Origin of the sequence: Micromonospora palythoicola (assembly GCF_036689795.1) — a bacterium.
Lineage (GTDB): Bacteria > Actinomycetota > Actinomycetes > Mycobacteriales > Micromonosporaceae > Micromonospora > Micromonospora palythoicola.
This window is the reverse complement of sequence record NZ_JBAGKI010000003.1, coordinates 117,103-130,762: the sequence shown is the minus strand read 5'-3', so window position 1 is coordinate 130,762 and position 13,660 is coordinate 117,103. Positions and strand designations below refer to the sequence as shown.

The 13,660-nt window shown below is 73.6% G+C and carries 8 protein-coding genes; 6 read left to right on the top strand and 2 right to left on the bottom strand.

Annotated elements, in window-relative coordinates; translation table 11 throughout:
• The first annotated feature begins 28 nt into the window (after positions 1-28).
• The 3 genes from V5O40_RS02610 (at position 29) to V5O40_RS02600 (ending at position 5,614) form a co-directional block, all read left to right on the top strand.
• The gene (locus V5O40_RS02610) at positions 29-4,555 is read left to right on the top strand and encodes a hypothetical protein (RefSeq protein WP_332903943.1); all 4,527 of its coding nucleotides are present in this window, start codon (positions 29-31) and stop codon (positions 4,553-4,555) included.
• A gap of 90 nt (positions 4,556-4,645) precedes the next feature.
• Entirely contained in the window at positions 4,646-5,146 is a 501-nt protein-coding gene (locus tag V5O40_RS02605) for a hypothetical protein (RefSeq protein ID WP_332903942.1), read from the top strand.
• 84 nt (positions 5,147-5,230) lie between these two features.
• Positions 5,231-5,614 (top strand): hypothetical protein, encoded by a 384-nt coding sequence (locus V5O40_RS02600; RefSeq protein ID WP_332903941.1) that lies wholly within the window; start codon positions 5,231-5,233, stop codon positions 5,612-5,614.
• A 66-nt stretch (positions 5,615-5,680) separates the two neighbouring features.
• Here the strand turns inward: V5O40_RS02600 and V5O40_RS02595 are convergent, their stop codons facing one another.
• Positions 5,681-6,541 carry an anti-sigma factor gene (locus V5O40_RS02595; RefSeq protein ID WP_332903940.1) on the bottom strand — a complete coding sequence of 287 codons (861 nt, stop codon included), beginning with the start codon at positions 6,539-6,541 and terminating at the stop codon, positions 5,681-5,683.
• Positions 6,538-7,236, bottom strand: coding sequence for an RNA polymerase sigma factor (locus V5O40_RS02590; protein ID WP_332903939.1), 699 nt, complete (start codon positions 7,234-7,236; stop codon positions 6,538-6,540). Before V5O40_RS02590 ends, V5O40_RS02595 begins: the two co-directional genes overlap by 4 nt.
• A gap of 92 nt (positions 7,237-7,328) precedes the next feature.
• Between V5O40_RS02590 and V5O40_RS02585 the strand changes: the two genes are divergently transcribed.
• Genes V5O40_RS02585 through V5O40_RS02575 form a run of 3 tightly spaced genes read left to right on the top strand, consistent with a single transcriptional unit; the run spans position 7,329 to position 13,605 of the window.
• Complete coding sequence (locus V5O40_RS02585; protein ID WP_332903938.1) at positions 7,329-11,696, top strand: FtsK/SpoIIIE domain-containing protein; 4,368 nt, start codon at positions 7,329-7,331, stop codon at positions 11,694-11,696.
• The gene (locus V5O40_RS02580) at positions 11,693-12,340 is read left to right on the top strand and encodes a hypothetical protein (RefSeq protein ID WP_332903937.1); all 648 of its coding nucleotides are present in this window, start codon (positions 11,693-11,695) and stop codon (positions 12,338-12,340) included. Before V5O40_RS02585 ends, V5O40_RS02580 begins: the two co-directional genes overlap by 4 nt.
• Positions 12,316-13,605, top strand: a complete 1,290-nt coding sequence (locus V5O40_RS02575; protein ID WP_332903936.1) for a hypothetical protein — start codon at positions 12,316-12,318, stop codon at positions 13,603-13,605. Before V5O40_RS02580 ends, V5O40_RS02575 begins: the two co-directional genes overlap by 25 nt.
• Positions 13,606-13,660: the final 55 nt, after the last annotated feature.

Genomic DNA, 13,660 nt, shown 5'->3' with positions numbered 1-13,660 from the left:
GGGACGCGTTGGGGGAAGGAGCCGGACGATGGCGTACGTCGGTATCGACAGTCAGGGCGCACGGACGCTGGGCGGGGTGCTACGCGATACCGCGACCCGCGCGGAGGCGGTACGGCGCCAGGTCGTCGGCGCGCTCAACCTCGCCGAGTTGACCAGCCAGGCACCTCTGCAGCTCGCCCTCGTCCAGGACGGATTCGCCACCCTCGGCGCCGGAGTCATCGACAAGGCCGACCTCGCCGAGCAGTTCGCGACAGATCCCCGCGGGGTGGCCACCGGCCTCGGAGCGACCACCGCCGAACTCGGCAGTGCGCTCGGCGCACTGCTCGGATTCGCCGGACCCCGGGATCTGCGAGCCTTCCTCGTCGGCCTCGCCCCGACCGGCAGGAACGCGGCGCTGGACGCGGCGCTCGATCGCCTGTCGCCGGTCCTGGTGCCGGCGCTGCTGGCCGGACAGCGCCCCGACCTCCCCGCCGAGCTGCTTCCCGACCTGCGAGTGCTGGCCCTGGCGCTGGGCATCGAACACGTCGGACCGCCGGTGCCGCCGCCGGACGGGGAGCAGACCGGTCGCGGTTTCCTCGGCCTGTTCCGGCGCCGGGCCGAGCATCGCACCACCGAGGTGTTCTGGCAGGACTTCTGGTCCGACGGACGAACTGTCGACGACGTGTTGGCCGACCCGCAGCGGCTGCTGGACTGGGTCGCCGGCACCGTCGAGCTGGACCACCGTCTCGCCCGCGCGGCCGACCTGCCGCGACTGGGCGACGTGCTGGCCACGCACGACTTCGCCACCGCCGAGACCGCACCGGCAGAGCTGGCCGCGAAGATCGCCGCCGCCGAGATCGAGTTCGCGGCGATCGCCGACTGGCTGCCCGCCCACCTCGTGGGCCGGGACACCACCGCGCCCGATGACACGCAACTCGGGCAGACCCTGGCCTTCGCCGCCCGGGTCGGCTGGACCGACCCGGGTGCCACGGCCGCGACGCCGGCGGCCCGGTTCGCGGCGGCGACAGCGTTCCTGCGCGCCAACCGGATGGTGCAGAGCGCGCTGCTGCCCACCGGGTTCGAGGGCGACGCCGACCCGACGGCGTTCTTCAACGAGGCGGGCATCGACGTCGTCCTGCGGTTCGGCCGTGCGGCAGGGGCCATCGACGAGTCGTACACCGTCGGCCTGGCCGGGCTCGTGGATCAGGCGATGACCGACGCCGGGGTCGATCTGGGCAGCGCGACCCCCATCGAGCTGACCCAGCCGGTCCAGCAGCAGCTCTTCGCGCTGGTCGCGAGTCAGATCCCCCGCGCGATGGCCGAGTCGCCGGCTGTCCAGGCCCAGTTCGTGGGGGCGCTGAGCTACCTGCGCGGCGCGGCCGACGGACCGCAGTTGCGCGAGCGAGTCAACCGGGTCGTCGCGGCCTTCCGCTCCCTGGCCGTCGTCGGAGCTCCGGCGCTCACCGAACGCGAGCTGACCGCCGTGGTGGGTGGCAACGTCGTGGACGCACTCGGCCGGGGCCGACTGCGGCTGCGCAGCCGGGACGCGGTCGAGCGCAACCCCGAGTTCCTGATCCTCGCCCGCCAGTGGGGCATTCCCGGTGGCCGCAGTCAGGACCTCGGCAAACACAAGCTCACCATCACCTTCGACGACCTCGGGGTGCTGACCGGCATCAGCCGGCGGAAAAAGAAGAAGAAGGGTTTCCTGTCCCGGGTCTTCGACACCGTCAAGTCGATCGGCAAGGCCATCGTGACCGCCTGGAAGGACAACCCGTTCAAGGCGATCTTCCAGATCGGCAAGATCGCGCTCGGGGTCGCCAGTCTCGTCGTACCCGGCCTGCAGGCCGTCGGGATCGCCACCCTGGCGGCCAACGCGGTGGAGGCGGTGAGCCACGCCATCGACGGTAACTGGCTGGGCGTCATCGGCGCGGGCCTGTCCGCCTTCACCGCCGGCGCCGACCTGCTGGGTACGGCGGCCGGAGCGGCGAAGCTGGTGGGGCAGAGCAGCATCGCGGGCGGTCTCTTCGACGCCGGCACCACCCTCGACGTGCTGCGCAACGCCAAACGCGCCTTCGACATCGGTGCCTCGGTGTTCCAGGCGTCCCAGGCGAAGACGGTGGTCGGTGCGATAACCGCGGGGCTCGGCGCCGCCGGCAGCGTCCTGGGCAACGGCGGGCCACTGCTGGCGAGCCTCGACCTGATCGACCGGAACCTCGCACTCGACCTGGTGCGGCTCGGTACGTCCGTACGGGACGTCGCCCGACTCGTGACCCCGGCAGCCGGCGTGATCCAGGCTCTCGACCGAGGCGACGCGCTGGCCGCGTTCGGCAACGGCCTCTCGGTGGTCTCCGCCGGGGCCGCCGCACTGCTGAACCCCAGGGGTGTCCTCGGTGACCCGAAAACCGTCGCCGGGACGGCGTTCGACTTCGACCTCAAGACCCGCACCGACCTGGCCGACCTGGCGAAAGGCACCGGGATCGCGGCGAACCTGGCGCAGGCCGTCGCCGCGGTCGACGCGGGGCATCCGTTCGCCGCCGGCCAGGCACTCGCCCAGGCACTGCGGATCATCCGCACCGCGCCGCCGGCCGGGCCGGACGCGGCAGTGGTCGCGCAACGCGTCGCCGAGGTGGGTGTGGTGCTGGAAGGCGTGTTCCGAGGCGTCGATCCGAAGCTGGCCGCCCCGGTCGTGCTGCAACGGCTCCGCGACGTGCTCGACGCGCTGAAACCGACCGGCGTGGCCGGCAGTCCCGCCACCGGGGGCGAGTCGCTCGTCCTGACTGCCGGCGCGACCACCACGTCCGCGGCGCCCACGACGTTCGGCGCACTGCCGGGATCGGCTGGGACGACTCCGCCGAGCGACGCCCCGGCAATCAGCACCCTGGCGGGCGGGGCCGGGGAGAGCACCCTGACGGGCGGAGCCGGAGCAGACAGGCTCGGCGGTGGGTTCGTCCTGACACAGGCCACCGGTGGTCCGGCCGCCGGGCGGCCGACCATGACGTTGCCCGGCTCGACGACTCCGATACCGCTGCAGCCGGGAATGCAGTTCATTCCGCCAGGTGCGACGGTCGTGGGTCCCGATGGCACCGTGTACGGCGGCGACAGTGGACTGGGTCCGGATGCGACACCCGGCGCGATGAGCGTCCCGGGTGGCATGGCCCCAGCCCCGGGACGGCTCAAGCAGCTCCCCGGCGGCTACCTGCTCTTCTTCCTCGACCGTCCCGAGGACATGCCGCAGAGCCGGCTGGACGAACTGGACGACTCGGCCATCGGCGGTGGGACGCGCCTGGCCAGCCTGGCCGGTGCGTCGCTGCTCGGCGGTCCCGCCGGCGACCTGCTCCTCACCGCCACCGCCAGCACCCCGGAGGAGCCGGGTCGGATCAGCCTTCCCGAGGATCTCGGTCGTGGCGCGGAATCGCCGTTCCACGTCCTGCTGCCGGTCGGGCCACCGTTGCATCCCATCGGGCAGTTGTTCGCGCCGCCGGCCGGCGACCCGTCCTTCGTCTGGGCCGCGCCGCAGAACCCGGCGTTCGTCGCCAACCACGTCCTCGACGGCGGCGCGCGGACCAAGGAGTCCATCCTCAACATCGTGGGCTGGGGCGCCTCCGCGCAGGGGCCTCACCGGGCGTCCGAGTCGGTCTATGTGGGGGTCCGCAACGGTGTGCTCCTGATCGACAATGACACGGCACCGGTGGACGGTCTCACCATCGGCGGCATCGCCGGCCTCTCCTACCAGGCCGGCCACCACGGCCTGGTCACCTCGATCGCCGGCGAGGTGAATCTCGGCCCGATCCTGGACCTGCGGCTACCCACCGTCGCCCTCGACGGGATGGCCGCGGTGAACATCCCCTTCATCGGGGCCGTCGGGTTCCGAGCCAACAGCGACGGGTTCCGGCTCGCCGAGCAGAGCGATTTCGCCGACGGCTTGGCCACCGGCGCGGGCGCGCTGGTCAGCGTCAAGTACCCGGTCAGCGGCGACCTCGCGGTGGAGCGCATCGCCGAACTCGCCGGTGTGTCCACCGCGGACGTGCTCGTCGCACAGCAGGCGCCGCCGGGTAGCCTGCTGGCCTTCGACGTACGCGACGAGTTCCGGTCACCGTTCGACCCCGCGTTCGCCGACCGGCCCGGTTTCCCGGCTCCGGACGTCCGGCCCGGGGCCGACCTCGACCTCGATCTTCACAGTGGCCTGCCGGACGGTTTCTCCATCGACTCCGGCCGGGCGTACGTGCCGCCACCGGACGACCTCTACCGCTACGGCACCGTGACAGCGACGGACCGGGCCGGCTGGGACGACATCTCCGAGCACGAACTGCCCGACCTGTACCACACCGCCTACGACACCATGATCGGACTGGGGGCACCCGAGGGCACCACCGTGGACTTCGGGCTCGACAACGACTTCTGGGCCCAGGCGCAGCCCTCGACAACCTACGACGACGGTGCGCCGACGCTGCTGGGACCGGCTTTCGACACGTTGACCTGGGATCCGCAGCTGGAGTCGGTGCCTGGGATCGTCATCAGCGACGACGAGTTCGCGCCGCTGGACCTGGATGCCGACGACGGCTGGTCGGACTGGTGAGCCAGGGAACCGAAACGGTGCCCGGCGGCGAATGCAGACGACCGAGGCGACACCGGTCGCCCGGGACGATCACATCGGGAGGAAGCAGCCATGAACGTCGGAATGCTCGGCGGCGACGTCGCCCAGATCCAGCAGCACGCCATCGCGTACCGCAGCCTCGGTGACAGCCTCGCCGCCTGTGGTGGCAACGTCGTCTCGACGACGGACAGCGCGGTCGCCGGCCTTCAGGAGCAGATCACCAACGCCCAGACCGCCGTGGTCTCGGCGCTGATGGCGGTCAGCCAGGAGTCCCGCTCGGTGACCACGAGCTTCGGCGGCGTTCAGTGGACCGGCGCCAACCGGGCCCAGGCCGAGGAGGTCGGCGTGGAGCTCGACGCGCGGGTCAACGAGACGGCGGTACGCGTCCAGGAGATCTTCGAGACCTTCCGGGCCGACCTCGCCCGCCTCGGTGGCGAACTGAACGAGGTGGCCACCCAGTTCAACGCCGTCGCGGTGGCGGCCGGCGAGTCGGCCGGGTCGCTGGGCCAGGCGATGGACGCGCAGGCCGTCCAGCTCGACGAGATCATGAACACCGGGATCACCCGGGTCTGAGTGGTGGGGCGCCGTGCCGGGGCCGGGGTTGGTCAGGACGCCCCGGCCCCCGCACAGTGACCGGCACCGGAAGGGAGCGTCGAAGTGGCATTCGCGGAGGACTACGAGGCCGCGGCGAGCGTCCTGGACGCGGCAGCCCAGATGGCCGGCACGCTCATGGAGCCGGCGCGGGCGGCGATCGGCGCGGGCTCCATGATCGGTGGTCGGTTGACCGACATCGTGACCGACGAGCTGGACGCCGCGGCCACCATCCTCGACCAGGTCGCCACGGAGCTGACCCAGCTCGCCGTCACCTGCCGGGAGCGTGCGGAAACCTGTCGCGAGGCAGCGGCGGCCGAACGTGACTACACCGCCGCGTACGAGGAGTACCGCGCCGAGTTGCGGGACCGGCGGGGGCTGCCGGAGCCGGGCGATCCGCCCCCGGCACCCCAGCCGCCGCCAGCACCACCGGTGTGGGCCAACAACTGAACGAGCGGCGGAGCTGTCCCGCTGGCGCGGTCACCGGTAGCGGTGGACCGCGCCAGCCTGCTGGGGTCAGGAGTCCAGTGCCGCCGTCATCACCACCAGGCCGGACGGGGTCGGCGGCGCTCCCTCCGTCTGGAGGGTGACGCTGAAGGTGGTGTAGTCGGCGATGTCCACCCCACTCCACAGCTCGATGGGTACGCCGCTGCGGCGCTCGTGGAACGAACCGATCGGTACGGTGCCGCGCGGTCCCTTGAGCCACGCCGCGTAGTAGGAGCCCGGCGCCGCAGCGGGCAGGCCCACCGGCTCCAGCACGATGGACGCACCCGAGGGGGTGTCCACGACGGACACCTTGCCCCGCGCCGCCGGGGCCAGCTCCGTACCGGCGGCGGCGTAGACGTCGGCGTGCGGCTGCGGGTCGAGCATCCGGTCGACCGCCAGCACACCAGCGGTGAACACCGCGGCACCGAGGGCGGCGGCGGGCAGCGCCCAGGTGAGCCGGCCCATCCGGGGACGCCACCACGCCGGCTGCCACCACCGCGGGCCGGGGTCCGCCGGGGATACCGGGGTGGCCGCGCCGCCGGTCGGCGGCACCGGCGCGGCCGGCGGCTCCGGCGCGGGCACCGCCTCGGGCACGGCCCGCGGCTCCGGCGCGGAACGCGGCTCGAGCACCGGTGCGGCGACGGGCTGCTCGTCGGCGTGCGCCCGTACCCGGCTGAGGATGCTGTCCCGAAGTGCCGGCGGTGGACCGGACGCCCAGGTGGTCTCGGCGCGCAATTCGGTGACCACGGCGGCCAGCAGGGCCGGGTCGGGGCTCTGCGCCGCCACCTTCTTCCGTCCGGGGGTGCGCCTCGCGTGCCGATCGAGGTGCCCGGCCAGCAGGTCCACGAACTGCTCGTCTGCGCCCCCGTCGGTCTGTGCTGCGGTGCTCACCCCTCGCTCCTCCCCTCGCTGCCGGCGGTACCGATTGTCGTTCGTCCTGCGATGCCGCTCTGGTTCGCGCCGTCGCCCAGCGGCGGGGGATCCCGCACGTGGGCCAGCAGTTCGGCCAGCCGCCGGTGCGCCCGGTGCGAGCGCGACTTCACCGTGCCCAGTGGCAGGTCCAGCCGTTGGGCGATCTGCGCGTGGGTCAGGTCGTCGAAGAACGACAGCCGGATGATCTCCCGTTCGTGGTCGGCGAGCTGACGCAACGCCTCCTGCACCGTCCAGGACAACCATGCCACGTCCAGGTCGGGTGCCTCCACCACCGCGTCCTGCTCGGCCTCGTGACCACCCCGGGTGGGACGCAGCTCACGGCGGATCAGGTCGAGCGCCGTGTACCGCGCGATGGTCAACAGCCACGGACCGAGATCCCGCTCCGGGTCGTACGTCGACGCGGACCTCCACGCCCGGATGAACGTCTCCTGGAGCGCTTCCTGCGCGAGGTGGTCGGCGCGGGTGACCGTCATGGCGACCGCCCACACCGCACGCGAATAACGGTCGTAGACCTCGCCGAGCGCATCGGCGTCCCCCGCCCGGAACCGCACGAGCACGGCGGGCGGCAGCTCGCGCCGCCCGTCCCCCGGTTCCGGTGGTTCCGCCGACGAGCCGGACACGGCTGTCGCACCCGGCGCAGATCTCTCGGCCACCGATCCACGATACGCAACCGATCGCGCCACGTGAATCTGCCGAGTCTCGCGCCGACGGGAACCATCGGCCTGCCCGACGGCGAACGATGGTCATGAGGCTCAGCGTCCGCATCGAAGAGCAGCAGCCGGTCCACGACCCGGCCGGCCCACGGTCGCGCACCCGGGACATCTGCCTGGTCACGGCCGCCCCGGACGTCACCGTCAGCGACCTGCTCGACCACCTGGCCGGACCGCTCGCCGCCCGGGTCGCCGCCGGTGAGCTGACCATCGAGGTGGACGGCACGGAGGTTCCCGGTGCCACCCGGCTCGCGGACCTGCCGCTGTGGGCCGGTTCGGAGCTGAGCGTGCGGCCGGCGGCACCGGCCACGCCGGACGACCCGTCGGGCGGCGGGCCGGTCGGGCGGCCTGTCGTCGAGCTGAGCCGGGTGGCCGGGCCCGACAGTGGCCAGAGCATCGCACTCGACCACGGCACCTTCGCGATCGGACGCCGCCGACCGGCCGGGATGGATTTCGGGACCGTGACCCGGGCGTTGGTGCACATCGAGACGACCGACCAGGTGCGGGTCACCGCCGTCGACGACGGCTACCCCGTACGGGTCGACGGACGCGACCTCACCGACGCCGAATCCGAAGCCGATCTGCACGACGGCACCTACCTCCGGCTCGGCGACACCGCCTTCCGGGTGGCGCCCCCGACCGAGGCGCCCTCGCCCCCACCGTGGCCCGCCGAGGCCCCGGTGGGTCGCGAGCCGCTGATTCGTACGCCCCGAGTAGCCACCACCGCGCCGGCCGAACAGGTACCGGTGCCCGCCGCGCCGGCACCGGTCGCCACCCCCGCGCCGCTGTCCTGGCTGCTGCTCATCGCGCCGCTGCCCATCGGCGTGGTGATGGCCTTCGTGTTCAGTCCGTTCTTCCTGGTCATGGTCGCCATGACGCCGTTGATGGCGCTGGCCCGCTGGGTCGAGTCCCGGCATCGCGCCAGGAAGGACACCATCCGGTTGGCCAGGGAGTCGGCGGCGGCCGTCCAGCGGTTCGGCACCGACCTGGACGCCACCCGCACCGCCGTGGCGGCAGCGGCCCGCGCCGCCTACCCCGGGCTGGCCGGCCTGGTGCGCCGAGCGGTGTCGGGTCGGGGGCTGTGGGAAGTGCGCCCGGGCGACGCGGACGAGCTGCGGGTGGTCATCGGTGTGGGTGCCCGCCCCTGGCTTCCGGAGCTGGGCCGACGCGGCACCGAGGAACTGACCGGCCGACCGGAGCTGGGCGAGGCGCTCGCCGAACGGTCCCGGTTGCCGGACGTACCGATCCACGTCACCCTGCGTGACCGCACCGGACTGGGTGTCGTGGGCACCGCCGCGCACAGCGCCGCCGCCGCGGTCGTGCTGGATCTGGTCACCCGGCACGGACCGGCCGACCTGGCGCTGGCGCTGGTCGTGCAGCCGGACCGGTTGGCCCGCTGGGACTGGCTGAAATGGCTGCCGCACCTCAGCGGTGACGACGGGACGCTGCGGGTCGCCGCCGACCCGGCCACCACCGAACAACTGCTCGCCCGGCTGGCCGCCGACACCGCACCGCCGTCGCGCACCGCACTCATGGCGCAGGGTGGGGCCGGCCCGGAGCGGGTCGGTGCCACGCACACCGTCGTCGTGGTCGACGGCGACGACCTGGTGACCGGGCGGGTCGCGTCGATGCTGGGCCGACTCGCCCGCGGCAGCGGCCGGACACTTGTGGTGAGCGGACACACCGAACGCCTGCCCTCGGTGTGCCAGTGCTTCCTCGAACTGGCGCCGGACGGCACCGCCGAGCTGACCGACGCGGTCACCGGCGAGCGGACGCCGGGCCTGCTCGCCGTGCGGGCCGCCGACCAGGTCTGCGCTCCGGCGTCCCGGGCGCTGGCCCGCTGGACCGACCCGGAGCAGGCGGTCGCGGCGGCCATGCTGCCGGCCCACGCCCGCCTGGTGGACCTGCTGCGGGCCGTGATGTCGGGCCCCGACGGGCTGGCACAGCCGGTCGAGGAACTCGACCCGCTGTCGGTGGGTGAGTGGTGGCGACGCGGCACCGGCGGGATGCAGGCCACCATCGGGCTCACCGAACACGGCCCGTTGACGGTGGACCTGCACCGCGACGGACCGCACGGTCTGGTGGTGGGCACCACGGGCGCGGGCAAGAGCGAGTTCCTGCGCACGGTGGTGGCCTCGCTGGCCTGCGCGCACTCGCCGGACGCGCTCACCTTCCTGCTCGTGGACTTCAAGGGCGGCGGCGCCTTCGACGCCTGCGCCGCGCTGCCGCACACCGTCGGGCTGGTCACCGATCTCGACGAACACCTCGCCGCGCGGGCACTGCGCTGCCTACGGGCCGAGCTGCGACACCGGGAGCGACGCCTGCGGGAAGCCGGTGTCAGCGACATCGATGACCTGGTGGCTGCGGACCCGCCGCTGCCGCGGCTGCTCATCGTGATCGACGAGTTCGCCACGCTCGCGGTGGAACTGCCCGGCTTCCTCGGCGCGCTCGTCGACGTGGCGCAGCGGGGCCGCAGTCTCGGCATCCACCTGCTGCTCGCGACCCAGCGACCACAGGGCGTGGTGGACGGCAAGATCCGGGCCAACACGAACCTGCGGGTGGCGTTGCGCGTCCAGGACGAGGCGGACTCCCGTGACGTGCTGGGCACCCGGCAGGCGGCCGACATCGACCGGCACCGGCCGGGCCGCGCCTACGTCCGGCTCGGCGCCGGCGAGGTCGTCGGGGTGCAGACCGCGTTGGTGTCCGCAGCGACCCGACGAGGACCACGCGCACGCATCGAGGTCGCCCCGTTCGCACTGCTGACCGAGCAGGTGACGGACGTACGGGAGGACCAGCCCGACGGCGTACCGACAGATCTCGAAAGGTTGGTGAGCGTGCTGGCGCAGGCCGCCGAGCGGGGTGGTTACCCCCGGCCGCGGGTGCCCTGCCCGCCACCGCTGCCGCAGCAGGTGGACGCCTGGAGCCTGGCCGCCGACATCGGCGCCACCGCGGATGGTCCGCTCCCGGTTCCGCTCGGCCTGGTGGACCTGCCCGACGAACAGCGCTCCGACGTGTGGTGCTGGGCGCCCGAGGCGGGTGGGACGTTGGTGCTCGGTGCCGACGCGGCCGCCACCGGCGCGGTGCTCGCCACCGCCTGCCTCTCCCTCGCCCGCCACCGCGCACCCGACCGGCAGCGGATCTTCGTACTGGAGGGACTCGGCACCGGCCTGGGGGCGCTGGCCGGCCTGCCGCATGTGAGCGCGGCAGTCGGCGTCGACGACAGCGAGCGCCTCGCCCGGGTACTCGACCAGATGGACGCCGAGATCGCCCGCCGGCGGGTGAGCCGGGCGGCATCACCCGACGTCCTGCTCGTGGTGGCCGGCTGGGACGCGCTTGTCGAAGGGGCCGAACGGACCGGCGTCGCCGAGGTCGGCGCCCGACTGGAGCGGCTGCTGCGCGACGGCGCACCCGTCGGGATCCGGCTGCTCATCTCGGCGTCGCACGACCGCGGCGTACCCGGTCGGGTGCTCGCCCAACTGCCCACGAAGCTGTGTCTACGCCTGGCCGACGCCAACTCGTACACGGGACTGGGCCTGCGTGCCCGGGACGTGCCCGAGCTGACCGGCCTGCGGGCCATCGACCTGCAGACCCGGCGCGAGGTCCAGATCGGGCGGCACTGCGACGCTCGGCCGGGCGCGCTCGCCGACGCGGTGGCCCGGGTCGTCGCCGACTACCCGGACGCGGTTCCCGCGCCCACCGTCACGGTGTTGCCCGAACTGGTGCCCGCCGGAGAGGTGCTGTCCTCGTCCGCGGCAGGCGGGCCGGTCTGGCGGCTCGGCATCGGCCGGCACTATCGCGACCTCAGCGTCGCCACGCTCGCGCTCGGCCCGGGCATGCACGCGGTGGTGTCCGGTCCCGCCGGCAGCGGTCGCACGGGTACGCTCCGGCTGCTCGCCGCCGCCGCCCGCGCCAGCGCCCCCGATGCCCGCGTACTCGTGGTGGCCGCCGACCCGGACGCCTGGACCGGCACCCAGGGCACTGAGGTGAGCGGCTCCTTCAGCGGGTTGACCAGCCAGCCGAGCACGGGACGGGCACTTCTGCTGGTCGACGGGATCGAGTCGCTGCCCGACGCCGGGCCGGCCCTGGACCGGCTGCTGCCGGCCCTACCGGCCGGCGTCCACGTTGTCGTCGCCGGCCGGCCCGACGCCTTCCGCGGCATGCAACCCTGGCAGCGGGCGGTGACCATGTCGCGGACCGGACTGCTGCTACGCCCGGCGCCGGACGACGGCGAGGTGCTCCGGGTGCGACTGCCGCGCGAGGCCCCGCCCCGGCCGCTGCCGGGACGTGGCTATCTGGTGGAGGCCGGCGGGCTGGCCCAGGTCCAGGTCGCCTTCGTGGCCCCGCCGTCACCAGGCGCGCGGCTGGCCGTGCCGGTCGGGGTGTTCGCCGGGGAGGCACGATGAGCAGTCAGTCGGCGTACGGGGTGGGGGTCTGCCTGACCGCGCACGGTGTCGTGGTGGCGGTGGTCCGCGACGATCCGGTGCGGCTGGCCGCGGTCGCCGAGGTCGCCGGCAGCCCGACGAGGGCGAGGCCGCTGTCGCGGCGGCTGACCCGGGCTCGGCGGCAGCTCGGCCTGCCCCGATGGTGCCCGACAGCCATCGTGGACGTACCCGGTCAGTTCGGCGATCCCGGTGGAGCCGGCGGTCGGCACGCTGCGGACGGACCGACGACGTCGCGGCCGGAGTTCGCCGCGCTGCTCGCCCGCGCGGGATTCCTGCCGACCGCGGTGCGGGCACCGGCGCAGCTCGCCCGCCTGCGGAGCGACGTCGTTCTGCGGGTCGGGATAACCGTCGACCGACGACTCGTCGGCGCGATCGCGGAGGAGACCTCCGGGTGGGCGGCGGCCGCGGCCCTCGGCGCCTTCGCCGAGACGGACAGCCCCGGGCGTGGGGACCGGCCGACAGACCGTGACGACGCCGGCAGTGATGCCGGACAATGGGACAGCAGCACAGCGGAGACCGGGTGGGCGGTGCAGCGCGTGAGCGCGTCCGGTGAGCGCGAGCAGCAGACGGAGGAGACGCCATGCGTATCCCGACGAAAGGTGTGAAGGTCACCGTCGCCACCGGCGAGCGGCGGCCCCTGTCACCGGTGGCCCGCTGGCTCATCATCGCGCTGGCCTGGGTCCTCACCTCCGCTACCGTGCTGGTGGGCTCGAGGTACGCGGTGAGCGCCTGGGTCGGCGAGCCCGGGAGCGTCCCGGCGACCGCACTCGACGCCCGTTCGTTCGGCGACGCCTCGGCAGCTCCCACGGACCGGACGGTCGCCGGCTCCGCCCGCCTGGTCCCGGTACGGCCCCGGGTGCTGCTCGACTCCCGCGAGGTCGGCTCGCTGCCCGCCGGAGTGGACGTGACGGTGCCGATGCCCGAGACGGCCGCCGACACACGTGTGGTGCTTGTCGAGGTCTCGATCCTGAACGCCAAGGGCCCGGGCGAGGTCACCGTCGGCCAGGGTGCCGACCGGACGGTCGTGTTGCGGGCACCGAAGGCCGGCGCACAACTGTCCGCCACCGTGGTCGCGCACCTCGCCCCCGACGGCGACCTGCGGGCCCGCACCACCGGCGGCGGCGATCTGCTGGTACGTCTGGTCGGTGTGTTCGAACCGACGCAGCGCTCCGACGCCGGACGCATCGTGGCGGTGCCCCCCACCCGGGTGGTGACCCTGGTGCCGCGGACCGACGGGAAGAAAGCCAGGATTCCGCTCGCCGAGATCCGGCCACTCGCTGACGCGGGCCCGACCTCGGCGGTGATCCTGCAGGTCTCCGCCGACGTCGGGTCGAACGGCGGGTACGTCTCCGCGGGGACACGCGCCGGTGACCTGAACCAGACCGTCTACTGGTCGGCCACCAGCGGCAGCGACCGCACCCGCGGCGGGCTCATGGTCATACCGGTGCGCGACGGATCCGTTCACCTACGGTACGAAGCGGGTACGGAGCTGCGGGCCGACCTGGTCGGCTACGTCACCGGCGCCGGCGCACCCGAATCCACCGAGGGCCTGGTGGTGCCCGTTGCGCCACAGACCCCCGAGCCGGTACGCGTCGGTGAACAGTCCGACGTCGACGTCACCCTGGGCACCACGGCCTCACTCCCGGACGTTCCGGTGGATCGCATCGCCGCGGCGCTGGTGACCGTGACCGCCACGGGCGAGGCCACCGGCGGTGTCGAGGTGGGCGGCAGGCAGATCCTGACCGCCTCGAAGGGCGTGGCACGCTCGGCGCTGACCCTCGTCGAGGCACCACAGGCGACGGTACGGGTCGGCAGCGCGGTGGCCGCCACGATGGCCGTCACGCCACACGCCCTGGTGCTGACCGGCTGACAGCGGATGCCGGAACTCCGCCGTCCGGCATGCTTCCTGGTCGCGGGGCCGGTCT